The following is a 24,298-nucleotide window of genomic DNA, read 5'->3' on the forward strand; positions in this document are numbered from 1 at the left end:
GGTTGAAGAAGAGAAGAATCATATGAAAATGCGAGAATAAGGGAGAAAGACTCAAATTTTGAGGGGTTAAACCGATACCGATTTCATGCAATATATCAGCTACTTGTTGAACATACTCTCTATCTTCCCCCGCAAAAGATAGAGCAACGTCGTACATATAAAGACTCATATTCAGCTCACGAAAGATGCAACATTCTTTTCAATTTCACGTTTCCAAGCTGGAGCATGTGCATTACGAGGTATTAAACAACCATCTAATAGACTTCTGAAATGTCGGTTTTCAAATCTATTTGACTCAAATTTTTCCATAATCAAAATAAAATGAGCCAACGTGAGAGGTACAATATTGATGAAGTCTGGCTCATCACCACGATACCATACTCCTATTCTGAACGTTTCAGCAGTATTGTTGTCTATACTTCTAGCTAGGAATAAACCATATACAGGTTTATCTTGTGCTTGGTATTTCAGTTTTTCTTTCGCTACATGCCTTCTAACCGGCTCTCCTTCGGCTGCCTCTTGTCTCGAAGAAGTAGTTAGGGTTACTTCGACAACAAGTACAAAATCCTCGAACTCAAAGATCATATCCGCACCACCGCCCGATGCGCATGAGATCGGAAAGAAGTCCTGATCGACCTTAAACCTTCGGGCTTCGTGTGGTTTGTTTACTAAATTATTAACTGCTAAGAATGCTCTCCAGACTGCCCATTCAAAGAATGATGGAGCATCATCGATCTCAATATCAAACTCGTCACCTACAGCTTGATTATCGAGCTTCCTCAGATAAGCAATAATTTCTTTCACCTGACTAGTATTTGATTGATCAGCTGCGAAGCGCTCTTCCAAGTGTAACTGGTATATCTCTTCATATTTCATCCGAACAAGGTTTATTTCGGCTACCTGCATATCAGTTGATACCGTTGGTAAGGAATCAATCTGAAAGCCCGCATCCAACAATATATTTTTATACCGCTCTATCTCTTCAAGCGCATTCGCTTCATTATCGGTAGGTAATTCTGCACCTTTCCAAAGCCTCGTCAGATAAGCATTCTGATTGTCGATGTCAATCAAGCGGTGACTTCTTAATATTGCATTTACTACTGGTAGTTTAGTGGGGTTAATAACCAACCGTTTGCCTTGCAAAGAAACCAGACCTGTTAACCGTGGATATCGAAAGTTAACATCAGCGTAATCGCGTAGCGATTCCCAACTTACTCCTGCACTAGACGCGATATGTTCCAAAAGGAGTCTTTCCTGTTGCCTTTTACCTACACGTCCGACTGCCTGATCATAATTGTCACGGAAGTTGTTTATTTGAGTGATAACCTGCTCTACCTCATTGTGGTATCTACACACCTGGACTAAAGCCATTTCAGTCTTCGACAATCCACGAGAATCCTGCAGGGTAGTTAACTTTACTAGCACTTGCAGAATAAATACAAGTGGACTAAAAGGAGAATCCCCGTTCCTCGGCTCAATTGCTGACGGTATCTGATATGCTAAGAGTGCCCTTAGCATGCACTCATTTTGCTGTTGAACACTCTCTGCATTAATCATTCTTCGACCACTTGCAGTGATTTCGTATGGTTTACCTGACAAGCCAGAAGTGTTGTAGTCCGCCTGGACCTCTCTAATAACACCATCAACTTCATTAGTACCCACACTTCTTGAAAATTTATGAGTAATAAAGCCAAGCTGCGAAAAACAAGCCCTCCATTTACGACCAAGATCGCTGTAATCCCTGTCCCTGTTTGCGATTACTACAACCCCTGCATTATCTAAAGCTTCTGCAAACAAAAGCTCTTGCGGTTTACCTATTAAATTACCATTTAGTGTTGAGTTTTGTAATACGATTAACCCATCCCGAATTCGCTGAGGATTCCTAACAGTTGTATTCCCGAAGTGCCAAGCTGACCCCATAATATCTCACCCCTTAATAACCCACGAAGATATACTCAAACACTTGATTTCGATTATCGTTTACCTTGTGAGCCTGATTACCGACCGAATATCGATGCTCGATCTGGTGGACGTCAACATTAGTCTTGTATCTCTTCATAATTTGAACCATCTCGTCCATAGAAGGAAAAGCGTTTGATGAATAGGAAACCATCAGGATACTATTCTGATATTTTTGGAACAACTGATCGAAGGCTTCGTATGCCCCTTCTTTATTACCAAAGGGCGTTGTGTACTTTTTGAATTTCTTCGTCTTTGTTTCCCACTGAATCTCCAAACCTTCCCACATAGTTGATAACCCTTCGAGGAAATGGTATCTTCTGGTGTATTCATTATCACTTAAAGGGCTATAATATGGAGGGTCGATATAGATTAGGTCACAGTCGACCGATAACTGCATAGTATCACTATTAAAGGACTTATTAGTTTGTCCATTATCAAAAACTGCATCGTTATATAACTTTACTGACTCTAGGAAATGCTGATGAACACTCTTTTGCAGATCTTTCCTGCCATCGTTATATCGGTTTCCTACATAAGTAAATATGCCTCTAGGACGTCTTTTTAAGCATGCTCTACATAAAGCTGCAATCGCGATAGCTTTCTTATAAGGGCATTCCAACAACTCGATCCTAGCTCTTAGATCGTCGATAAAGATATTTTCGTCATCTGTAAAGTATAAGTCTTTGAATGTTTCGGGTATGAAGCCTGACCCGTTTCCTTTAATCAAGAGATGATCGATATCATCGATAGTCAACTGTACGTTGTTATTCTCAACAATCGCTTTGGCTACATTTGATGAAAAGCTCATAAAGTCATTTGTAGTAACCTTTTTACCCTTGGTTTTGAACATATATCCTACGACGCTACTGCCACTGAAAGCATCTAGTACAGATTCAAACTTATATTGTTTAGCGATATCCCAGATCGACCCAATTAGGTTTTGTTTACTACCCATATATCGAGTACCTGGGAACTTTTCCAATTGGTTTTCAGGAACTCGGGGTTTAATAACACGAACACTTCTCCTATTAGGTTGTGCAAGCACGATCACATCTTCGCCTACACGTTTATCCCCTTTAGAGTTAATAAATCGCTTTGTCTGGTGAATCTCAATTTTATAATCACTATATAGCTCATGAACATAAGGATGGTTTGAATTGGTCAGTATAACTGTGCATCCTAATTCATAAAGTCTCTTCACTTCATCTGCCAAGTCCTTATGGTCATCGTTGTCAAAGAAATGCTTCGTATATCTCTTGAAATCTGCATATTGCGAAACCGGAATGTAAGGTGGGTCAAGAAATATGACGTCTCCTTCTGATGCGTATTGATTAAGTACCTCTAGGTAATCATCACATACGAGTATCTGACCCTTAAGAGCATTACTTGCATTTAATAAAGTAGTTTCATCGCATATCTTAGGATTCTTATACTTGCCAAAGGGCACATTAAACTCACCTTTTTTATTTACGCGGTATAACCCGTTATAACAAGTTCGATTGAGAAACATAGTCCTCGCTGCCCGTTCCAACTTACTTAACTTCTCTGGATTTTGAGAGCGGATAAAATAATAGAATTCCTCATCATTATGATAATTACCAAGTATATCAATAAGATTTGATACATTATCCCTAACTACTTCGTAGAGGTTGATCAAATCTGGATTAGTATCCGATAATACAGCTTTCTCTGGCGAAAGACCAAAAAAAATAGCGCCCCCTCCGACAAAGGGCTCGATATACTTGTTATAGTTAGAAGGTATATATTTTTCGATCTCAAACCAGAGCTGCTGCTTACCTCCAGCCCATTTCAATATTGGTTTGGACATAGGTAAATTCCTGTTAACATTCATGTTGACTACCTTTGAACTCATAAGAGCACCACCAATTCAATTCTATTGCAAAAGACATACCTTCTTATATTTTAATATACTCTCGGGTTATTCACCACCTAAAATAAAGAGTGAAGCGACTTTATCGCCTCACCCCTAGATAATTACAATAGTATGATGTCTATCTGATAAATAACGAATTCCCCGAAAGTCTGATAATGTTCAAATCAACCAACCAACTAACAATGGTGCTAGTTCTACGGTCGCCGGTTGATATGGTTATACCTTCGTCGATCAGCATTTGCTCAATATCATCTTCACTGCATCCTGGATTTGAACGGATTAATTGCTCTGCCAATTCAAACACCCTGATGCCCCTAACACGTTGTCGTAAATAGTCCATTTGTTCTTGTGGATTTAGACCTAGGAAATATTCGCCATCAGGTAGGAGCCAGGCATAATTCTGATGATTGTTAATAAGTCCCAAGATTTGAGCTGCGTGTCTGTAATATCTACCTTGTCGTTCTCCTTTTCCAATATGTCTCGCAATCATGCTAAAATTTGCACCACGGTGTTGTTGTACAAAGCTCACTGTTCTGATAACATCCGACAAAATATCGGCTTGTGGCACTTCACTCGAATGGAGCATTTCTGGTTTACCTCCTATATCTATAATAACTTTAGTCCTATCCTACTATTGTATCATATTTCCAAAAGATAACATCAATAGAGCCCCTACTATCTCGGCATGGGCTCTTAGAAATATAGGTAAATGCGGCTCTAATTGCTATTTTCTTATGAGCGACACACTGCACTCCACGTGTGTTGAGTATTCAGTGTCAACACATTATAGATATAAAAAAGTGGGTAACGTTGGGAGCCAACTGTTTTTTTAAGAAAGTATTAGTTATTGTTAAAAATAAAAGTGGTTTTGGTCCCTGTTATTTGTCAACACGATATGTTGACATTTCACATTCAACCTTACCACTCGTAAAAAATATCTATTTGACCTAACAACAAAAGTTAATCACCTTAGCAACTCTCGTACCCTTTCCGAGAGTATTGCTTTTCTTGCCTCATAAAACTTTTCAAAATCCTCAATTTCAAGTGAAACACCATCTGCAATCATAGCCTGCTTCAGGAACTCCGCTTTCTGATCATCATTCATATCATTGTAATAATCAACAAGTCGCATATTATTTTTGCTACCGTTACTTCTACCTTCAAGCAAATGTAGATTAGGTAGTCGATTACGATTTCCACGCCACCTTTTCCAATCTTCCATAGAAACAGACACAGGCTTGTTACCTTCAAATCTGTCATATGGATGCAGATGGTCTTGCTCATACTTATAGTTCCTGTTCATCCAGTCAAGGGACAGATAATATAGTGCCTCTCCAGCAACTCTACTGCCTTTTTCTGCATTGAGTATATCTTCAATTTTGCCGTCCGTTACTCGGAGTTCATTTATCTGGTTGAGCATATCCACATTGATTTCATAATCATAGCTGTTGATGTTACTCTTCATCTGTTGAAGTTTGCTAGTTGTGCCAGATTGGAAATACGTGAACAGAACCGCTCTAATCAAATAAGCACGAATGCCATCAAGGTTTTTATTATATTCTGGGTTGTAATAAATAAAGTAGATTATAGGTAACAGTACGTTCCAGCTGCTTGAAAAACGGCTGACCTCGATTTTCATGCCTTTCAGCACGGTTTCCAGATCCTTTAGTGCCTTTCTGAAAGCACTCCAGTTATTCTTCAGTTCCTCTGCTATCTGCTTGTTAATATTTGACTTTACAACATCACCATAAAGCATAAGAGCAGAACGGATTATAAAATCCGAACCGAATCCAGCATAAGACTCCACAAGTAGCTTTCCGAACTCCGTCTTTGCACTTGGCCAATATGCCTCAAGGATGGACATCGTAATTTCCGATTTGCGGAGTGCCTTGCCACCGCTGTTAAACCTTACGAACATCTCAAGGGCATCATCCTGTTTCATGTCCTGGATTTCTGTAAACCGAATCAGCTTTTCTACAAAGATTTTATTATACAGCTTATTTAGAATATCCCTTGCATACTGTTTACTGTCTGCCGGAACATTGGCAATAGCTTCATCGATAGCTTGGTCTCTGGTTGATCCATCCTGGAACTTCTCGATTAGAATACTCTTAATTTCAAACTGTGTCGGACTCAGCTTGCCTACTTTTTCACTGAACTTGATGTCATACTTTTTACTATTATATTCCTCTTCATCAACAGTCAGCTTATTCTTATTCAGTTCAATCAATAGCTTTGTAACCAATCCACCACCATTTTGCTTCCTTGCGTGTTTTTGCCGAATATAAGCATCTCCTAACAAGGACAGAAACAGAGAAGTTAATCTCTGCTGTCCGTCCAATACCGCAGTATCAGTAATCTTCACATCTATGCTGGTCAATTCATAATTTACGCTGTCTGCCTGTTTTCTGCTATCGAACGTTACCTCAGACAGGAAGTTGCAGAAGTATGTATCCCATGTCACATTGTCATCGTCCACGTGCCAGAACAGGAATGTGGCAATTGGGTAATCAAGCAGAATGGAGTCCCACAACTTTTCAATTTGCTCCATGCTCCAAACATACTGTCTTTGAAATGCAGGCATAACAAACTTGCCGTTTTTAATGTTTTGTAAAGCCTCGTATATTGTTATACTGCTATCAATTAATCTACTCATACTCAAACCTCTCAATCCTTCATGGGTGACTTCCAACCTCTTGCCAGATCGTTACCGAATAATCATTACCCTCAAATAGTTCGACATATTTCTTCAATCCCCTTCCATTTCCTGAATATCTTTCACTATTGCCTCTGCAGTATCTCTGCATAAGAAAAGCCCAAGCGCTAACCCGCTTAGGCTCTTACAGTCTTTATATAATAGGTAAATGCGGCTCTTAACTACTACTTCCTTATGAGCGACACACAGCACTCCACATGCCCCGTATGCGGGAACATATCCACCGGCTGCACTTCCTTCACCTCATACAGCTCCGCCAGCATCTTCAAATCCCTCGCCAACGTGGACGGGTTACAGGACACATACACCACTCGCTCAGGCTGCATCTCCAGAATCGTCGCGAGCAACGCTTCATCACAGCCCTTGCGCGGCGGATCGACCACGATTACATCCGCACGTATCCCTTTCTCCTTCCAAGCCGGAATGACCACCTCAGCAGGACCTGTCTCAAACGTCACATTCTCCACGCCATTCAGCTTAGCATTGCGATTTGCATCCGCGATCGCTTCCGGCACGATCTCCACGCCGTAGACATGACGCGACTTCTGGGCCAGAAAAAGCGAGATGGTTCCGATTCCGCAGTACGCGTCGATTACTGTCTCGGTACCGGTCGCACCTGCATACTCCAAGGTCTTGTTGTACAAAACCTCGGTCTGCGTCGGGTTCACCTGATAGAACGAACGGGCCGATATCGCGAACTTGATCGGGCCAATATAGTCGTAAATGACATCATTGCCCCACAGAGTGACGGTCTTCTTGCCGAAAATGACGTTGGTCTTATCCGGATTGATGTTCTGCACGATACTGGTCACGACCGCAAGCTGTTCTCGAATCGCTGCGATGAGGCGATCCCGCTGGGGAATCGATTCCTCGGTCGTCACCAGCACCACCATGACTTCGCCTGTCTTCACGCCTACCTTGACGACTACGTGACGCAAAAGTCCAGTATGGTGCAGCTCATCATACGCCCGGATATTCAATTCTGTCGCGAGCTTCTTTACGACGTTGACAGCCTCGTCGTTGGCCTGATGCTGGATCAGGCATTCGCTCATATCGATGATGGAATGCGATTTTTCCGCATAAAAGCCGCCTACCAGGGCGCCATTCTCTTCCCCGATCGGCACCTGTGCCTTGTTGCGGTAGCGCCACGGCTCGCTCATGCCCAGTGTCGGGAGTACGGTAATCGCCCCTTCTCCCTCCACCTGAAAGCCTCCGATCCGCCGCAGGTTGTCCCGAACGATCTGCTGCTTGTGACGAAGCTGCTCCTCATAATTCAGGTGCTGCAGCGAACAGCCTCCGCAGCGATCGTATAAGGGACAGGGCGGCATCGCCCGATGAGCGCTGGCCCGGGCGACCTCTACCAGCCTGGCAAAGCCAAAGTTCTTTTTGACATGCTCTACCCGCGCGCGCACTCGCTCCCCAGCCAAGGCGCCTGCCACGAACAGCGTATAGCCCTCGATGCGGCCGACGCCCGCTCCCTCATGATTGAGCCCGGTCATCTCCACTTCCACGGTTTGTCCGACGCGTACAGGTACATCCAGCTCTGCTTTAGCTGTCGGTTGCGGTCCTCTCCGCTTCTTTGTTGTCTTTGCCACGATCTTTTCTCCTTTAATATCCGGATTGCTATGTATACAGGGATGCAGTTGATGGCATCCCCCTTGTTCTCAAGTCCTATGGGACAAACATCTCGATGTGCCCTGGCAACGCCTCGATGACGCATGGCAGCTGTCCACCCAATTCTCCGTCCAGATTGATCTGAACCAGCTCCCCGCCAAAGGAGGTAGCCTTGAGGTAATCGGTCTGGAAGTATTTCACGAGCGGATCCTTGAGGTGCTCTCCACGCACCGCTTGGGTCGCGATACGAATAAATTCGGCGATGTTCGCCTTTTTCACCACAATAACATCCAGCTTTCCATCTGACAAATCGGCATTGGGCGCGAGCTTTTCGAAGCCGCCGACAGAATGACTATTTGCGACTAAAAAGATCATGATCTCCTCGTCCAGCAGCACTTCCTTGCGATTCTCCATCTTGACCCGGATTGGGTGCAGCGAAGGCAGCTTTTCCAGTCCTTTGACGTAGTAGGCGATCTGACCCATCATGGTTTTCAGCTTGCTTGGGACTTCGTAGGTGAGATTGGTCAGAGACCCCCCGCCTGCAATATTGATGAAATACCGATCATTGATCCTGCCCAGGTCAATACGCTTTTTCTTCCCCTGCTTGATCACTTCACAAGAACGGCTGATGGACTTCGGGATGCCAATCGCTCTGGCCAAGTCATTCGTCGTTCCACAAGGGATGATCCCTAAGGACGGGCGTGCTTTTTGCCCAGCCATTCCGTTCACTACTTCATAAATGGTACCGTCTCCACCAGCAGCTACAATCAAATCATAACCACGCGACACAGCGCGGGCAGCTTCCTTCGTCGCGTCATCTTTCCCTTTTGTCGCATGACATGACGTCTCGTATCCGGCCGACTCCATCAAATCCAGGATATCCGGCAAACGCCGACGTACGATCTCTCGGCCGGAGCTTGGATTGTAGATTAATCTGGCTTTTTTCAAGGTAGATCCCTTCTTCCTTCCCATAAGCTCACGGGTATACTCTCTTCTCATCATATCCTGTATAGCCAATTTTGGGAATCGCTATGCTAGGTGACGCGTGATAAGATAATAAAGATGATGTTCCAAAAGCTGGGAGGGAGAGCTGTGAAACCAATCATCGTGGGAGTAGACATAGGGGGAACTGCGATTAAAATCGCTCTGATCACACCGGATGGGGAGCTTGTAGCCAAGGCACAGGAGCCTACTCCTCTCACTTCCGGAGAAGACGGCATCCTGCAAAAAACGGCCGAAATAACGCGCAGCCTCTTGCAGCAGCACGGTTTTTCCCTTGAACAGGCTGGCGGGATCGGGGTCGGAGTACCAGGGCCCATCGATTCCAAACAAGGCATCGTCCAGCAAGCCGTCAATCTGCATTGGAGATCGCCCGTTCCGCTAAAAGCCAAGCTGGAAGCGCTCACAGGTCTCTTGGTCGAAGTGGACAACGATGCCAATACCGCAGCACTGGGCGAAATGTGGCAGGGCTCCGGTCAAGGCGCTAAGGACCTGATCCTCTTGACCATCGGTACGGGTATCGGCGGCGGCGTTGTTCTGCACGGTCAGGTCGTACACGGGATCAATGGTGTAGGGGGAGAAATCGGTCACATCACGATGACGCCCAACAGCGGTTCCTTGTGCAACTGCGGCAAAACAGGCTGCCTGGAGACGTATTCCTCTGCCACCGCCCTGATTCGTGAAGGTCGCCTGGCTGCCTTGAACGGAGCAAGCCCGATGCTGGCACACATCCTGGATTCACAAGGTGAAATTCAGGCAAAGGACGTCCTGGATGCCGCCAAGGCTGGGGATACTGCTGCACTCGTCATCGTCGATCAGGCCGCCATGTACCTTGGGCTCGCCCTCTCTCACCTCGGTATGGTGCTCAATCCATCCAGGGTCGTCATCGGTGGCGGCGTCGCCCATGCAGGTGAGTTCCTCTTTACTCGCATCCGTGATGCCTTCAGCCGCTTCATCCCGTTTCCCTATGTGGTTGCATCTACGCAAATCGTCCCTGCCAGCCTGGGTAACGACGCGGGAGTCTACGGTGCCGGTTGGTTGATCCGCTCTCAAATGGACAAATAAACGAGAAAAGCGCTCTGTCATGGCGATCTCATGCCGGACAGCAGCGCTTTGACTTTTATTAAACCAAATAGAAAATCATCCATCATTCCACCTATTCCAACCAACCAAGACGAAAAAATCCCCTCCCCATTCCTCGCTCTATTAGTTCTGATTACCCTTCTAGCAATTGTAAAACTCCATTCGTATCTATCACAGTTGCAAATTCATCATGCAAGCTAACCAGAGCCATGTGATGAATATCTTCCGCGAGATACAGCTTTCCATCAAAGCTGATTCTTTCAAAAGTAGCGGTAGCATCCGATACAAGGAACGGATTGAAGCCCAGATTTTTTGCCATTCTTGTTGTCGTGGAAACACAGTGATCCGTTGTTAGCCCGACAATCACAAGCGTTTCAATTCCAGCTTCTCTTAAATATCTCTCCAGATTCGTACCAATAAAGGAACTGTTTACATGCTTGATCATCACCTGCTCGCCAGGCAGAGGAGCAACAATCTCCTTAATATCTCGTCCAGGATGATGTGGCAGGGATGGATTGCTGATGTGCTGGATGTGGATTACCAGAAGATTTGACTTTCTCCATCTGTGCAGCAACGTAGCCATCTTTTCTTCTGCATCTGGATTGTTTCTCCTCCCATGTGCAGGATCGTCAAAATGATTTTGCACATCAATCAAGATTAATGCAGCATTCGTGAGTATGCCCATTTGAATCCTCCTATGTGTATCTGAATCAAGGCAAGGAATCCAGGAGCTTCGTCGAAATCATGCTGTCTCTACCCATACAACCCCTTCGGTCCAAGCCGATTTGATTTCCATAGAAGTAGCATAAATGGCCAAAATCCATTAGTAAAATTGAAATTCCCGAACAATCTGTTTGAAATTATTGATACTAAACTGCTGTATTGTATTGAACTCCTGCCACATACAAAAAACTGCACCCCAACTATTAGGAAGGTCTAATAATTAGCGTGCAGTGCATTCTGCTATGAATGAGGTTTTTGCGTTCGATTCTCCCATTCATTATTCTCCCCGAACAGTCACTGTTTCATATTGAGTCTCCAGCGGTTTTTCCTGCGTCTCCTGCTTGCCTAATACGATCAGGACAGCGCCCACGATGACGGCACAGGCACCGATCCACTGCAAACCGCCAAGCAGCTCGCCAAACAAGACAGCAGAAAAGAGGATCGTCACGACAGGCTCCACCATGCTGATGACAGAAGCCTTGGTCGAGCCGATCAGCTGCAGACCGCGAAAAAAACAGCTAATCGCCATGACTGTCGAAAAGACAACAATGCCCGCCAATGCCCACCAGCCTTGCGCCAAAAAGGAAAGGTCGACGCCTCCATCCACTTGTGCCACTACGAAGCTGGAGCAGGACGCAAACAGCGCAATATAGCCGGAGGTCACATACGGCGAAAGACCTTTGCCTACGCGATTGCCCACCACGATATAGACCGAGTAAAAAAGTGCGGCAGCAAAAGCAAGCACGACACCGAGCGGCTGAATACCACCGAAGGAAAGCCCGAGTACCAGCCCCAGACCCAGCAAAGAGAGAAGCATGGCCGCCACGGTCTTGAGACGGAGCACTTCCTTGTCCACGAAGAAGCTCAGGATCGCCACGAAGACGGGGAAGGTGTAAAGCACAAGCCCTGCCAACGATGTCGGGATGTATTGGACAGCCGAAAAAAAGCTGAGCGATTGCAGGGTGTACAGCACTCCTCCCAGCAATATCAGGGACAGCAGCTGCTTTTTGTTGATAACAAGCGATTCACGCCGCAGCAGCATCAGGCCAAAAAAGAGAATAGCAGCCAGCAAAAAACGCAGAAATAGCAAACTGGTGACAGACGCGCCCGCTCCATAGGCATAGACTGCAAAAATAGACATGACTCCAAAACCGACCGCAGAGACGATGACATAAATGACCCCTAAATAGAGCGGATTCAAGACCACTCACCAGCTTTCCCTATAATCAAACCATCCGATCAGGGCTTGACGACCACACCTTCACGGCGAAACAACCGCGCTGTCCAGGCAATGATGAGAACCACATACAACAGGGAAGTGCCCAATCCGATCACCGCATGCATCGGGTCGACTTTCCCGTAAAACACTTCCTTGGCCAGCGATACACCGTTGAATACAGGGATCATGTAGTAATGCTGCGGAATATCCACCGGATGGATCGGCATCAGCATATACGAAGGGATCATCGCCAGAAAAATGACCGCACTCATGTAGGTCTGACCTTCCTTCACGGACTTGGCCTTCATGCTCAGCATCAGCTCCAGCCCTGCAAAGAAAGCGGCAAGCAGCAAAAGAGTCAGGATTAGCACCAGCAAGGTCACAGGAGTGAAAAGGGATAACGCAAAACCCTGAGAGGCAATCGGTCCGAAGTGAAGGATCAATGTCAGGGACACCAGGGAAGCGGCAGCACTCGTGCAGCTCATGATCATCACCGTAAGAAGCTTTGCCGTCAGCAGCTGGTTCGCAGGAATCGGGGCGCTCATCAACGCTTCCAATGTGCCACGCTCTCTCTCCCCAGCAATCAGATCGTTGGCTACGGCGATCCCCCCGGAAGCTAGCGACACCACCAGCATCAACGGAATGATTCCTGCCAGCATGCCGCCCGAACGCTTTTCCTCTGACGCGACTTGCTCGTAGACAGCCTCGATCGGCTCGATATCTGTCTCGGACAGCCCTGCCGCTTGCAGGCGCTCAGCAGCGATTTGCTTGCTGTACGCCATGACTCGCTCCTCAATCACATCTCGTGCGTAAACGGACTTCTGATTGGTAATGTCGTATTCGACGTGCAGCTGTGCCTTACCTCCTGCCTCCAAACGCTCATCAAAGCGATCCGGAATCCTGACGATGGCCCGCAGCTGACCAGCTTGCAGGGCTTGATTGGGATCACCTGGCTGATGAAAGCTGACACCAGGAATGGCTTCCAGCTGTTTCAGCAAGTCGGAAGAACCGTAGACGGCAATCGGAACGTGGGCGCGTGCCTCCTGCTCCTGACTGCTGTAGGAGGAGCCCATCAGGAAAAAGACAAATGGCACGAGCACGAGCGGAATCAGAAACGTCCCGAGCCACGTCTTGTGATCCCGGAACAAATCCCGCATCTCTTTTTGAAAGACGGCCCAGATGATCGTATTGCGCATCAGCGACCGCTCCCTTCCACGACCGTCATGAACAGCTCATCCAGGTCCTCTTTTCCGTATTGTTCACGCAGCAGCTCCAAGGCTCCGGCAAACTGAAGCCTGCCTTTGTGTATCAAGGCAATCCGTTTGCACAGCTTGTCGATCTCCCCCATGTTGTGGCTGGAAAAGAGAATCGTTTTTCCCTCCTCCTGAAGCATGCCAATCACCCGGCGAAAGATATTGGCGGCAGTCACGTCCAATCCCGTCGTCGGCTCATCCAGTAGAATGACATCAGGGTCATGCACAAGCGTACGGGCAATCGCCACTTTTTGCTTCATCCCTCGAGAAAAGGGACCAACGCGCCTGTCGAGAAAAGCTCCCATTTCAAACATCTGGCTGAGCCGCTCGATCCGCTCCCCAATCGCTTGCTTCTCCATGCCGTACATGCTCCCGAAATATGCGATATTCTCTCTCGCCGTCAATCGGCTGTACAAGCCCACGTCCCCGCCGAACAAGATCCCAATCCGGCGGCGCACTTCATCAGGCTCTTTGCGGACAGAATAGCCCGCCACCTCTATTTCGCCCTCTGTCGGCTTCAGAATTGTCGCCATCATCCGCATCATCGTTGTCTTACCGGCCCCGTTCTCACCCAAAAGCCCGTATACCTCTCCAACCTCCACGCGAAACGAAACATCCTCCAGGGCCGTAAAAGCTCCAAACGTTTTACTTACCTTTCGAACCTCAATCAATCAGCTTCCCCCTCTTCGCCTTCCAAGATGTTCAAATTCCGGGAGCTATGCAAGCTGCTTCATGGTGTCCATCAGAATCTTTGGACTTTTCTTTCTGTCCCTTCCCCGCAGCTCTTATACGTGAGCTAAGCCAGCGGCACCAGGGTAGCGCTCTTTGAAGGCGGCGAGGGAAAAATCGGCAAACAAAGCCAAAAAATCAGCTGTATTATTGATATAATGACGACTTTCAACGGCTTGCGGGTATTTTTCCTTGTATAGTACGGCGACCAGATGACTGACCGGAACTCCCTGTGCCTCCTGATCGTACACGCCTTGCTCCGCCAATACCTTGGCAAAGTAACGGACATACGTGACGGTTGTGGTCTTTTGTTTGCCTTCCACTTCCCATGTGGCAATCGAGCGGTCAAACGTATCCGCAGGAGATCCACCCTTGCTAGCAGGAACCTGTTCACCTGTCACCGAAATCAGCTTCATCATTTTCTTCCTCCTCACGATCATGTCAGTATCATTATAGGGGAGGTCATATTTTTTTACAATTTTGTCAGGAAACCTGCTCTTCAGGAGTCTATGTTTCAGGTCAACTTACCGATGAGGAGTTTTTGCAATGAAACCAACCATGTTCAATCAGCAATCGAGACAGGAAAATCAGGGTGAACAGGATGAAGTCCTGGTCGAACGGGCAAAGACTGGAGACCGCGAAGCGTTTGGCGAGCTGGTCAGACGTCATCGGGCAAAGGTATACGGGTATGCGCGCTCGTACACACAGGAGTCCTTTCTCGCAGAGGATATCGTCCAGGACGCCCTGATCCGCGCCTTCCTGCATCTGGGTAAGCTCTCAGACAGCCGCCGTTTTTTGCCTTGGCTGCACCGGATCGTCCGCAATCAAGCCTTTACTCGACTGTCCAAAGGGCCTCAGAAGAGAGAGCAGGTTTTCACCGGGATGCAGCGTGAGGAACCCGAAATGGAAGCCACCGATTGGGAAGACCTGGACAGTATTTTGCGCAGGCTGGGCAGATCCTGGTCACAAGCCTCGGATAATCTCACCAATCCTGAGGACGTCCTCATGCGCCGGGAGCTGCTCCAGACCATCATGGATCTGTTGGGCTGTCTCAATGCCCGGGAGCGTAAGATCGTAGAGTCGCATTTTTTCGATCACCTCTCTCCTGCTGAGATCGCCGGGTTATTCCAAATCTCCCAGGGCAATGTCTATCAGATCCTGTCCCGTTCTCGAAGAAAGCTGATTCAGGAAAAAACGCGCGTCGTGGTTGACCAATACGTAAACTCTCGAAAGGAAGCGGGTACGATGAAAAAAGTGATCTTGGATAAACCGGCAGCACTGAGGCAGCCAACGTGGGTGACCTGCGCGATGGCTTTGTACGGAATGATCGAAAATACAGGCAAAAAAATGTCTTTCCCGATGGTAATGGGCGTAAGTGGTCACGCGTTTCGCCTAACTGTCGTGCCTGATGGTATACACATCGCCGGTCCCACCATGTTTGACTTTACAAAAGTGCTGCAGCAGGGCCTGCGCAATATTGGTTTTGAATCAAACGTTATCAATGAAGGCAAGGCAGCAGATGGACCAGCCCTCAATGCCAATCTCGTCGATCCCGCCCTCCTCAGCGCCAGCGCTCGGAAAAAACGTGAAATCGCGCAATCCCTCCCTGAGGCGCTCGAACTCATTCATCGCTCGATCGATCGCGGTCATCCCGTCCTTGCCTGGGATCTCTTCATCCCCGAGTTCGGATTGATTTACGGCTACGATGATGAGCAAAAGCTTCTCCATGCAGCCGACAACTGCGGGCATGATCAGACGATTGCCTACGAGGATTTGGGTCGGGGATTGATCGAGGAGCTGTTCGTCCTGTCGATTCGCGAGCCTATTCAAACCGACCAGCATTCGATGCTCAAGGAAGCCATCCATATAGCCCTCCATCATTATCGCGAGCAGGAAGACAGCAACTGCGATGAGGTAGTCAATGGACTGGCGGCGTATACAGCCTGGAAGGAAGCCTATGAAAAGGGCGGCATCGAGCCCAACGGCAATTCCTATACGACCGCTGTAGCTCTTGACGCAAGACGCAACGCAGCACTTTTCTGGGGAGAAATCGCTGATACATGGACAGACTCGACTTTTGACAGCGTTCGTCCTTTTATCCGCGAGGCAGCTGCGCTTTATGAGAAAATAGCGGAACAATTCGCCGAGTTAAGTCGCCTCTTCCCTTTCCCTGCTGGCGGGGAGCCAAATAATCCAATTAATGGACAACAGGCAATTGACATCCTGCAATCGATTGAACAGCTGGAAAAGGAAGCTGTCGTCTTGTTGGAACAAATGCTGGAGACTTTGTCCGTATAATTGTTTTTAAAGAAAAATAAGGAACTTGCTTAGTCCCACCATACAGGGGTGACTAAGCAGGTTCCTTTGATTTTTTAGATGTATTGAAAGCATCCTGCTACGCAGGAGAAGAAGGTTTCCAGGCGTAGCTTATGGCGGAGTCCTGCCCAGCGGAGAGGACAGTCTCTACATCCCTGCGGACGTAGAACCGAGCGAAGATCGGAAACCTTCTTCTCCTCACCACAGTTACTTTTCAACGAAAAAAAGCTGTCCTTTCGGCCTTTACCGTAGGGACAGCTTCATCTTTCCTTACATGTCTTTCAAAACTTCCGCAATGAGCTTGTTGACCATCGGCGGATTTGCTTTTCCCTTGGTCTGCTTCATCACTTGTCCGACGAAGAAAGCAGCAGCCTTCTCATTCCCTGCCTTGTAGTCGGCGACTGCCTGCGGGTTGGAGTTGACCGCATCGACGACAATTTGGCGCAGCGCACCCTCGTCGCTGATTTGCACCAGTCCTTTTTCCTCGACGATCTGTTTCGGCTCCTTGCCTGACTCGATCATTTCTTTAAAGACGGTTTTGGCGATTTTGGAAGAGATCGTGCCGTCTGCGATGAGCTTGATCATTTCACCCAAGCCATGCGGCGTCATTTTCACTTCCGCAAACTCCATATCATTGGCGTTCAGATGAGCCAGCAGGTCCACCATCAGCCAGTTGGCTACCGCTTTAGGATCAGCACCTGTCTTCACGGTTTCGTCAAAGAAATCAGCCGTTTCCTTGGAAATCGTGAGTACCTCGGCATCCGCCTGCGACAGTCCGAATTCATTTACATAGCGAGCTTTACGAGCATCTGGCAGCTCTGGAATGGTTGCACGGACAGCCTCGATCCACTCTTCGGAAATCTGCATACGCACCAGATCCGGGTCCGGGAAGTAACGGTAGTCATGCGCTTCTTCCTTGGAGCGCATGGACAAGGTCTTGCGGTTGGCTTCATCCCAACGGCGTGTTTCCTGTACGACCTTGCCTCCAGAATCGAGCACCTCTGCCTGACGCTTCACCTCGTACTCCAGTCCAGCCTGTACGTTGCGGAATGAGTTCATGTTTTTCAGCTCAGCTTTGGTACCGAATTCTTCTTGACCATAAGGGCGAATCGAGACGTTGGCATCGCAACGCAGTGAGCCTTGCTCCATGCGTACGTCGGAAACTTCCGTGTACTGGATAATCGCTTTCAGCTTTTCCAGATACGCACGCGCTTCTTCTGGTGTGCGGATATCCGGCTCCGAGACAATCTCCACCAAAGGTACCCCGACGCGGTTGAAGTCTACCAAGGACTCTCCGCCAAAATCGCTGTGCGTCAGCTTGCCCGCATCCTCTTCCAGATGCAGACGCGTGATCCCGATGCGCTTGGTCTCTCCGTTCACTTCGATATCAATCCAGCCGTTGTAGCCGATTGGCTGATCAAACTGAGAGATTTGATACGCTTTCGGAGAATCGGGATAAAAGTAGTTTTTGCGGTCAAACTTGGTCTCGCGGGAAATCTCGCAATTGAGCGCGAGCGCCGCTTTCATGGCAAACTCCACAGCTTGCTTGTTGGTCACCGGAAGTACCCCTGGATGACCCAAGCAAATCGGGCAGGTATGGGTATTCGGCGGTGCACCGAACTCGGTCGGGCAGCCACAGAAGATTTTACTGTTCGTAGACAGCTCGGCATGGACCTCCAAGCCGATGACGGTTTCGTACTTGCTCATATTCCTTACCCCCTCACCCATTCCGGCTTGCGCAGGTGATGGCCGACGGATTGTTCGTAGGCATGTGCCACTCGCAGCACGGTGGATTCGTCAAACGCCTTGCCGACGATTTGCAAGCCGATTGGCAGGCCGCTCTTCGCAAAGCCACACGGTACGCTGATTGCTGGCAGACCCGCCAGGTTGACGGGAACCGTGCAGATGTCCTCCAGGTACATTTTCACCGGATCATCTACCTTGTCACCGATCTTGAACGCGGTGGTCGGCGTGGTCGGGTGGAGAATGACGTCAAAGTCTGCAAAAATGTTATTGAAATCCTGAATGATCAAGGTACGTACTTGCTGTGCTTTTTTGTAATACGCGTCGTAGTAACCGGACGAGAGCGCGTAGGTTCCGAGCATGATCCGGCGTTTTACCTCTGGTCCAAAGCCTTGGCTGCGGGACTCCTTGTACAGGTCGATCAGGTTTTCCGCGTTGTCCGCACGTACGCCGTAGCGCACACCGTCAAAACGAGCCAGGTTGGACGAAGCTTCCGAGGATGCGAGCAGGTAATACGCAGGTACCGCGTATTCGGTATGCGGCATGGAGACCTCGCTCCAGGTCGCGCCCAGGCTCTCCAGCTGTTTCAATGCAGCCAGAACCGCTTCGCGCACCTCCGGATCGATCCCTTCCCCGATCAGCTCTTTGGGCACACCAATGCGCAGCCCTTTGACATCGCCTGTCAGTGCAGACAGGAAGTCAGGCACTTCCACATTGGCAGAAGTGGAATCATAGGCATCGTGTCCAGCAATGGCCTGGAGTACGAATGCCGAGTCTTCCACGTTTTTCGTAATCGGTCCGATCTGATCCAGCGAGGATGCGAATGCCACCAGACCAAAGCGGGAGACACGGCCATACGTAGGCTTCAAGCCGACAACGCCGCAAAAAGCCGCTGGCTGGCGAATCGATCCGCCTGTGTCGGACCCGAGTGTAAAGTAAAAATGGCGCGCTGCCATCGCTGCAGCCGATCCACCACTGGAGCCACCCGGTACATAATCGGTGTTCCACGGGTTTTTTGCAGGGAAAAATCCAGAATTTTCATTGGAACCGCCCATCGCAAACTCGTCCATGTTCAGCTTGGCCACGATCACCGCATCGGCTTCCTTCACCTTTTGCGATACCGTACCGTCGTACACAGGATCGTAATTGGACAAAAATTTGCTTGCACATGTCGTACGAATCCCTTTTGTCACGATGTTGTCTTTCACTCCTGCTGGCAGACCGAACAACAGCCCCAGCTCTTCTCCCCCGGCTAGCTGCTCGTCCAGCTTGTGGGCATGGGCAAGGGCACCTTCCTCATCCACTTCCAGAACCGATTTGATTTCTCCATCATGTTCCTTGATGCTGGCTACAGAGGCTTGTACCAGATCGGTAACGGACAACTCCTTCGCGCGCAAGGCGCTATGTATCTCCGACAATCGCTTGTCAAACAGCGACACAGTAAGTTCCTCCCTTCTCTTTCTCCAGTCGAATTATTCGAACACGGCAGGCACCTTGAATTGCCCGTCTTCGTGATCAGGTGCGTTTTTCAGTACTTCCGCGATCGGCAGGGATGGACGATTCACGTCTTCACGCATGACGTTTTTCACATCCGTCGCATGGCTGGTCGGTTGAACGCTGGACGTATCCAGCTCATTCAGTTTGGCGGCAAAATCAAGAATGGCGTTCAAATCCTTCGTGTAACGCTCCGCCTCTTCTTCGGTTAATTGCAAGCGAGCCAGATTGGCTACGTGCTCCACTTCCTTGCGAGTAATGGCACTCATGTTTTCCACCTCCGAATCGTATCACATAACTTTGATCTTACTTGAAAGAGGCTGGTTGAGTCAATTTCCCCTCCATCATCCTGCTTTGAAAAACTCGGCATGTCGACAGGGTTACTAGCCAAAGCCTTCGTTTTCTCACGCTTTTGACTATTATCACTTTAATGAAATAGAACCTTGCTTTGGTGGAGGAGAGAAAAAAGAAGAAAACGCTCCAAGTTCTTGGGATTCCTGCTGGGGGGCATTCCTGCCCACCACTACGGCTGGATTAACATACCAATAAAAAAAGCCCAAGTCCGAGGATCTTAGGCTTAGGTCTTTGCCAGTCCATTTTTACTTGATCGGGATGGTCGCCAATTTTTGGCCCATCAGCAGGGAAGCACCTGTCTCCACACCTGATGCCCATTCCAGCTGACCGGATTCAAAGAGCAGGATCACAGTGGAGCCGAATTCAAACCAGCCCACCTCATCTCCTTTTTCATATACCGGCGTTCCGTCAATCGGCCCCTCCATTTGTCTTGCTTTCTTCACGTTGGTCGTCGCGGTGTTGTAGACGACCTTTACGCTGCCGACAAAAAGAGCCCCTACCTTAATCAGCGCCACTTCCCCCTGATTCTCCGTGTGGATGTAGGTTACGAGACGCTCATTGCGGGCAAACAGGCGATCCACATGCTCTACGCCCAGTTGATTGACCGGATACAGTCTGCCTGGAAGATAGCTGTACCCCATCAGATTCCCGGTTACAGGCATGTGAATCCGGTGATAGTCACGCGGACTCAGATAGATCGTGATAAACTTGCCTCCATAATAGCGCTCTGCCTCATGGGCGCAGCCCCCCAAGAGCTCTTCGACACTGTACCCTTTGCCTTTGGCCTGAATCAGTGTGCCTTCACAAATATCCCCGAGCTGTGAAATGGTTCCGTCCACAGGACTGACTACCACATCCGCTCCCTCGGCAATCGGACGAGCACCCGGCTTCAGACGGCGGGTAAAGAACTCCTTGAGTGTTTTGTATTCCTTCACTGGTTTTTCCACGATGGAAGCATCAATCTGGTAGTGCCGAATATATCGTTGAATCGCCAGACGGCTAAATTTTGTTGCGGTAATTTTCCCCATCGTCCGTGACATCGCATTTTGAGGCAAACGATGAATCAGACCTGGCAGTAGCTTTTTTCGCATAAGACAACTCCTTGATATTCTTCGAAAACAAACCTCGATCGAGGCATTTGTATGGATGATAAATTCTTACACGTTTAGAAAACTTGGCTACGCCAAGCTTTTGGCGGAGCCTTAGTTGCACTTATACTATCTTCCGCTAATCTTTTTAGCGCTTTAGCGCACTCAACACTTTCCGATAGTACAAAAAAATGGATAAACCCACTTTACCACTTCCGGTTGCTTCCAGTAAAGCCTGCTCTCCATCATCCTGGATCATTTCATTCCCTAGCTGTGTGTACTATAATAAAGAGATTAAGCCTAACTTGGGAGATAATCAGCTATGAGTATGATGAACTTCGGAGCCAATGAGATCGGGAAGCGGAACATCACCACTCTGATCAATCAATACGGGGACATTTTGTCTGACTTATTTGAACATATATCGGACATGCTTTTCCTCATGTCGGTCGAAGAGGTGTCCGAGGGAGAGTACCAGTTCCGCTATGTCTTGATGAATCCTTCAGCCATGCGATACGCTCAGTTGGACAAAACCGCCTACGGCAAGCGATTCGAAGATGTTTATCCCGCAGAAAAAGCAGCAGCGCTCGTGCACATGTACGAGAAAGCCGTTACAAGCCGAAACCCCGTGCATCAAACGAACGAAGACGACATCATTGGCGAGTCCATTCTTACTCCTGTCATTAATACCGACGGGGTTTGCACGCACGTGTTTGCCGTCACTCGCGATATTACCGAGCGCAAGCAATTGGAAGCAAAGCTGGAATTCATGGCTTACCACGATGTCCTGACAGGGCTGCCCAATCGCCGCCTGCTTGAACTCCAGTTGGAGCGCGCTTTGCACGAAACCAAAGACGATGATGAGATGGTCGCCGTTCTCTTTCTAGACTGTGATTACTTCAAGCAAATCAACGACACCTGGGGTCACGCCACAGGCGATGCCTTCCTGCAAATGCTGGCGGAACGTCTGCAAGCCTGTGTACGAGACGAAGATACAGTATCCCGGCTTGGTGGAGACGAGTTCGTCGTCGTCATTCGCCATGTGCAGCACCCAACTCAAGCAGAAGAGGTTGCAGCCCGCATTTTGAAAGCCATTGAGGAGCCCTGGCAGGTGCAAGACGCAACCTTTACCGTGACCTCCAGTATTGGGATTGCCCTGTTTCCGCTAAACGCTGCCACAGTGGAAGAACTCTTGAACCGTGCAGACGAAGCACTTTATCTAGCTAAAGAAACGGGCCGTAATCAGTTTTACAGGTTTCCGAACGAATGATTCAACAAAAATCTCTCTCGCTGCCTCTCCACCTACTGCCACTATTTTTGGCACTGCTGCCAAAAAATCATTCACCAGACATTAGAAAACTTGGCTACGCCAAGCTTTTGGCGGAGCCTTAGTTGCACTTATACTATCTTCCGCTAATCTTTTTAGCGCTTTAGCGCACTCAACACTTTCCGATAGTACAACGAAAAAGCCACCCCTTTGCAGAGGCAGCTCTCATACCTGAATCGAAATTACATTTTTTCCGAAACCAATTTGGCTTGCGTGAAGAGCAGCAGATAGTCAGGTCCGCCAGCTTTGGAGTCAGTACCAGACATGTTAAAGCCTCCAAACGGATGGACACCTACCAAAGCTCCTGTACACTTGCGGTTGAAGTACAGATTTCCTACGTGGAATTCTTCGCGCGCACGCTCCAGATGCTTACGATTGCGACTGATCACAGAACCGGTCAAGCCGTACTCGGTATTATTTGCGATCTCCATCGCATGATCAAAGTCTTTCGCCTTGGTGAAAGCCACTACAGGTCCAAAGATTTCTTCCTGCATAATTCGCGCTTGTGGATCTACATCAGCAAAAACGGTCGGCAGGATGAAATATCCTCCCTCTGGCCCTCTCTCGCCGCCAGCCATCAGCTTGCCTTCTTTTTTTCCGATCTCGATGTATTCGAGAATTTTATTGAACGCTTTGTCGTCCACAACCGGACCTGTGTAGATCTCGGTCGACGCGATATCTCCCACAGTGAGCTGCTTGGTCAGCTCGACTACGCGATTCAGCACCTGATCGTACACGTCCTGATGCACGATTGCACGTGAGCATGCCGAGCATTTTTGACCGGAGAAGCCAAAAGCTGAGGCGACGATCGATTGAGCAGCCAATTCAATATCGCACTCGCTGTCTACTACGATGGAATCCTTGCCGCCCATTTCAGCGACGAGACGCTTCATCCATTTTTGGCCAGGACGATGCTTGGCTGCCAGCTCATTGATACGAAGTCCCACATCGCGGGAACCCGTAAAGCTGATGAAACGAGTCAATGTATGTTCGACCAGATAATCACCGATCTCGCTGCCGGAGCCTGGCACGAAGTTGACAACGCCTGCCGGTACGCCTGCATCTTCCAAAATCTCCATGAATTTTGCAGCGATGACCGGTGTAGTGGATGCTGGTTTCAAAACAACGGTATTTCCTGCTACAAGTGCAGCTGTTGTCATCCCTACCATGATCGCCAATGGGAAGTTCCAAGGCGGAATCACGACACCTACACCCAGTGGAACGTAGTACAGCTCGTTGTCTTCATCCGGAATTCGCGGCAATTCATGACGCTGGGACAGCTTATCCATTTGACGAGCGTAATACTCCATGAAGTCAATCGCTTCAGCCGTATCCGCATCTGCCTCATTCCAGCTTTTTCCTGCTTCTTTTACCAGCCATGCCGAGAATTCATGCTTGCGGCGACGCAGAATAGCAGCCGCTTTATACAGATAGCGGGAGCGATCGGTGCCAGGCACCTTTTTCCAGGTTTCAAACGTTTTCGCTGCTGTTTGCATGGCCTTTTCAGCCAGCTCCTGGTCTGCCTGGGAAACGATTCCCACCACTTGATTTGTATTAGAAGGGTTGATGGAGCGGGATTTCTTTTCGGTCGAGATACGCTCCCCGCCAATGATCAGGTCGTACTCTCTGCCTAGTTCACTCTCCACTTTTGCCAGTGCTTGCTCAAATGCTTTTTTGTTTTCCGGCAAGCCAAAATTGGTAAACGCCTCGTTTTTAAATTCTACTTGCATGATGACGCCTCCTTATCAATTTCTTCCATACCCATTCATCCACATACATATGCA

General features: G+C 48.4%; 19 protein-coding genes. 3 read left to right on the forward strand and 16 right to left on the reverse strand.

What is annotated here, in order from left to right:
- Window positions 1–171: 171 nt before the first annotated feature.
- The 6 genes from JZI27_RS09305 to JZI27_RS09330 all read right to left on the reverse strand — a co-directional run bounded on the left by JZI27_RS09305 (window position 172) and on the right by JZI27_RS09330 (window position 9,134).
- On the reverse strand, window positions 172–1,920 hold the full coding sequence (locus tag JZI27_RS09305; protein WP_280207355.1) for an AlwI family type II restriction endonuclease: 1,749 nt from the start codon (window positions 1,918–1,920) through the stop codon (window positions 172–174).
- A gap of 13 nt (window positions 1,921–1,933) precedes the next feature.
- Complete coding sequence (locus tag JZI27_RS09310) at window positions 1,934–3,835, reverse strand: Dam family site-specific DNA-(adenine-N6)-methyltransferase (RefSeq protein WP_280207356.1); 1,902 nt, start codon at window positions 3,833–3,835, stop codon at window positions 1,934–1,936.
- A 139-nt stretch (window positions 3,836–3,974) separates the two neighbouring features.
- Window positions 3,975–4,442, reverse strand: a complete 468-nt coding sequence (locus JZI27_RS09315) for a DUF7226 domain-containing protein (RefSeq protein ID WP_280207357.1) — start codon at window positions 4,440–4,442, stop codon at window positions 3,975–3,977.
- 378 nt (window positions 4,443–4,820) lie between these two features.
- The gene (locus JZI27_RS09320; RefSeq protein ID WP_280207358.1) at window positions 4,821–6,512 is read right to left on the reverse strand and encodes a DUF262 domain-containing protein; all 1,692 of its coding nucleotides are present in this window, start codon (window positions 6,510–6,512) and stop codon (window positions 4,821–4,823) included.
- A 224-nt stretch (window positions 6,513–6,736) separates the two neighbouring features.
- Entirely contained in the window at window positions 6,737–8,167 is a 1,431-nt protein-coding gene (gene rlmD / locus JZI27_RS09325) for a 23S rRNA (uracil(1939)-C(5))-methyltransferase RlmD (RefSeq protein ID WP_280207359.1), read from the reverse strand.
- Window positions 8,168–8,243: 76 nt separating this feature from the next.
- A complete protein-coding gene (locus JZI27_RS09330) occupies window positions 8,244–9,134 on the reverse strand; it encodes a diacylglycerol kinase (protein ID WP_280207360.1) in 891 nt (296 codons plus the stop codon).
- A gap of 144 nt (window positions 9,135–9,278) precedes the next feature.
- Between JZI27_RS09330 and JZI27_RS09335 the strand changes: the two genes are divergently transcribed.
- Window positions 9,279–10,250: an ROK family glucokinase gene (locus JZI27_RS09335; protein ID WP_280207361.1), complete on the forward strand. Its 972-nt coding sequence runs from the start codon at window positions 9,279–9,281 to the stop codon at window positions 10,248–10,250.
- A gap of 151 nt (window positions 10,251–10,401) precedes the next feature.
- Here JZI27_RS09335 and JZI27_RS09340 read toward each other — a convergent pair whose 3' ends face one another.
- The 5 genes from JZI27_RS09340 to JZI27_RS09360 form a co-directional block, all read right to left on the reverse strand.
- Window positions 10,402–10,947 (reverse strand): cysteine hydrolase family protein, encoded by a 546-nt coding sequence (locus JZI27_RS09340; RefSeq protein ID WP_481752806.1) that lies wholly within the window; start codon window positions 10,945–10,947, stop codon window positions 10,402–10,404.
- 321 nt (window positions 10,948–11,268) lie between these two features.
- A complete protein-coding gene (locus JZI27_RS09345; protein WP_348521359.1) occupies window positions 11,269–12,192 on the reverse strand; it encodes a DMT family transporter in 924 nt (307 codons plus the stop codon).
- A 38-nt stretch (window positions 12,193–12,230) separates the two neighbouring features.
- Window positions 12,231–13,406: an ABC transporter permease gene (locus JZI27_RS09350; RefSeq protein WP_280207364.1), complete on the reverse strand. Its 1,176-nt coding sequence runs from the start codon at window positions 13,404–13,406 to the stop codon at window positions 12,231–12,233.
- On the reverse strand, window positions 13,406–14,134 hold the full coding sequence (locus JZI27_RS09355) for an ABC transporter ATP-binding protein (RefSeq protein ID WP_280207365.1): 729 nt from the start codon (window positions 14,132–14,134) through the stop codon (window positions 13,406–13,408). Before JZI27_RS09355 ends, JZI27_RS09350 begins: the two co-directional genes overlap by 1 nt.
- 114 nt (window positions 14,135–14,248) lie before the next feature.
- A complete protein-coding gene (locus JZI27_RS09360; protein WP_280207366.1) occupies window positions 14,249–14,611 on the reverse strand; it encodes a hypothetical protein in 363 nt (120 codons plus the stop codon).
- A 127-nt stretch (window positions 14,612–14,738) separates the two neighbouring features.
- On the opposite strand from JZI27_RS09360, the gene JZI27_RS09365 reads away from it, so the two are divergent.
- Window positions 14,739–16,490, forward strand: a complete 1,752-nt coding sequence (locus tag JZI27_RS09365) for an RNA polymerase sigma factor (protein ID WP_280207367.1) — start codon at window positions 14,739–14,741, stop codon at window positions 16,488–16,490.
- A 288-nt stretch (window positions 16,491–16,778) separates the two neighbouring features.
- On the opposite strand, the gene gatB is transcribed toward JZI27_RS09365, so the two are convergent.
- From gatB to asd, 4 genes are all read right to left on the reverse strand, one after another.
- Window positions 16,779–18,215, reverse strand: a complete 1,437-nt coding sequence (gene gatB, locus JZI27_RS09370; protein ID WP_280207368.1) for an Asp-tRNA(Asn)/Glu-tRNA(Gln) amidotransferase subunit GatB — start codon at window positions 18,213–18,215, stop codon at window positions 16,779–16,781.
- A gap of 5 nt (window positions 18,216–18,220) precedes the next feature.
- Window positions 18,221–19,690 (reverse strand): Asp-tRNA(Asn)/Glu-tRNA(Gln) amidotransferase subunit GatA, encoded by a 1,470-nt coding sequence (gene gatA / locus JZI27_RS09375; RefSeq protein ID WP_280207369.1) that lies wholly within the window; start codon window positions 19,688–19,690, stop codon window positions 18,221–18,223.
- A gap of 33 nt (window positions 19,691–19,723) precedes the next feature.
- The gene (gene gatC, locus JZI27_RS09380; RefSeq protein WP_122909058.1) at window positions 19,724–20,014 is read right to left on the reverse strand and encodes an Asp-tRNA(Asn)/Glu-tRNA(Gln) amidotransferase subunit GatC; all 291 of its coding nucleotides are present in this window, start codon (window positions 20,012–20,014) and stop codon (window positions 19,724–19,726) included.
- A gap of 330 nt (window positions 20,015–20,344) precedes the next feature.
- The gene (gene asd / locus JZI27_RS09385) at window positions 20,345–21,190 is read right to left on the reverse strand and encodes an archaetidylserine decarboxylase (RefSeq protein WP_280207370.1); all 846 of its coding nucleotides are present in this window, start codon (window positions 21,188–21,190) and stop codon (window positions 20,345–20,347) included.
- Between the two features lie 319 nt (window positions 21,191–21,509).
- Here asd and JZI27_RS09390 point away from each other — a divergent pair, with 319 nt between their 5' ends.
- Window positions 21,510–22,457 (forward strand): diguanylate cyclase domain-containing protein, encoded by a 948-nt coding sequence (locus tag JZI27_RS09390; RefSeq protein WP_280207371.1) that lies wholly within the window; start codon window positions 21,510–21,512, stop codon window positions 22,455–22,457.
- Between the two features lie 239 nt (window positions 22,458–22,696).
- On the opposite strand, the gene pruA is transcribed toward JZI27_RS09390, so the two are convergent.
- A complete protein-coding gene (gene pruA / locus JZI27_RS09395; protein ID WP_280207372.1) occupies window positions 22,697–24,244 on the reverse strand; it encodes an L-glutamate gamma-semialdehyde dehydrogenase in 1,548 nt (515 codons plus the stop codon).
- Window positions 24,245–24,298 lie beyond the last annotated feature (54 nt).

This window comes from Brevibacillus sp. AY1, assembly GCF_029870785.1.
Taxonomy (GTDB): Bacteria; Bacillota; Bacilli; order Brevibacillales; family Brevibacillaceae; genus Brevibacillus; species Brevibacillus invocatus.

Bases quoted from the DNA above. Each gene is read 5' to 3' on its own strand.
- gatB (WP_280207368.1), bottom strand. From the start codon at position 18,215: ATGAGCAAGTACGAAACCGTCATCGGCTTGGAGGTCCATGCCGAGCTG.
- JZI27_RS09390 (WP_280207371.1), top strand. From the start codon at position 21,510: ATGAGTATGATGAACTTCGGAGCCAATGAGATCGGGAAGCGGAACATC.
- JZI27_RS09320 (WP_280207358.1), bottom strand. From the start codon at position 6,512: ATGAGTAGATTAATTGATAGCAGTATAACAATATACGAGGCTTTACAA.
- JZI27_RS09350 (WP_280207364.1), bottom strand. From the start codon at position 13,406: ATGCGCAATACGATCATCTGGGCCGTCTTTCAAAAAGAGATGCGGGAT.
- pruA (WP_280207372.1), bottom strand. From the start codon at position 24,244: ATGCAAGTAGAATTTAAAAACGAGGCGTTTACCAATTTTGGCTTGCCG.
- JZI27_RS09315 (WP_280207357.1), bottom strand. From the start codon at position 4,442: ATGCTCCATTCGAGTGAAGTGCCACAAGCCGATATTTTGTCGGATGTT.
- JZI27_RS09305 (WP_280207355.1), bottom strand. From the start codon at position 1,920: ATGGGGTCAGCTTGGCACTTCGGGAATACAACTGTTAGGAATCCTCAG.
- gatC (WP_122909058.1), bottom strand. From the start codon at position 20,014: ATGAGTGCCATTACTCGCAAGGAAGTGGAGCACGTAGCCAATCTGGCT.
- JZI27_RS09365 (WP_280207367.1), top strand. From the start codon at position 14,739: ATGAAACCAACCATGTTCAATCAGCAATCGAGACAGGAAAATCAGGGT.
- asd (WP_280207370.1), bottom strand. From the start codon at position 21,190: ATGCGAAAAAAGCTACTGCCAGGTCTGATTCATCGTTTGCCTCAAAAT.
- JZI27_RS09360 (WP_280207366.1), bottom strand. From the start codon at position 14,611: ATGATGAAGCTGATTTCGGTGACAGGTGAACAGGTTCCTGCTAGCAAG.
- JZI27_RS09310 (WP_280207356.1), bottom strand. From the start codon at position 3,835: ATGAGTTCAAAGGTAGTCAACATGAATGTTAACAGGAATTTACCTATG.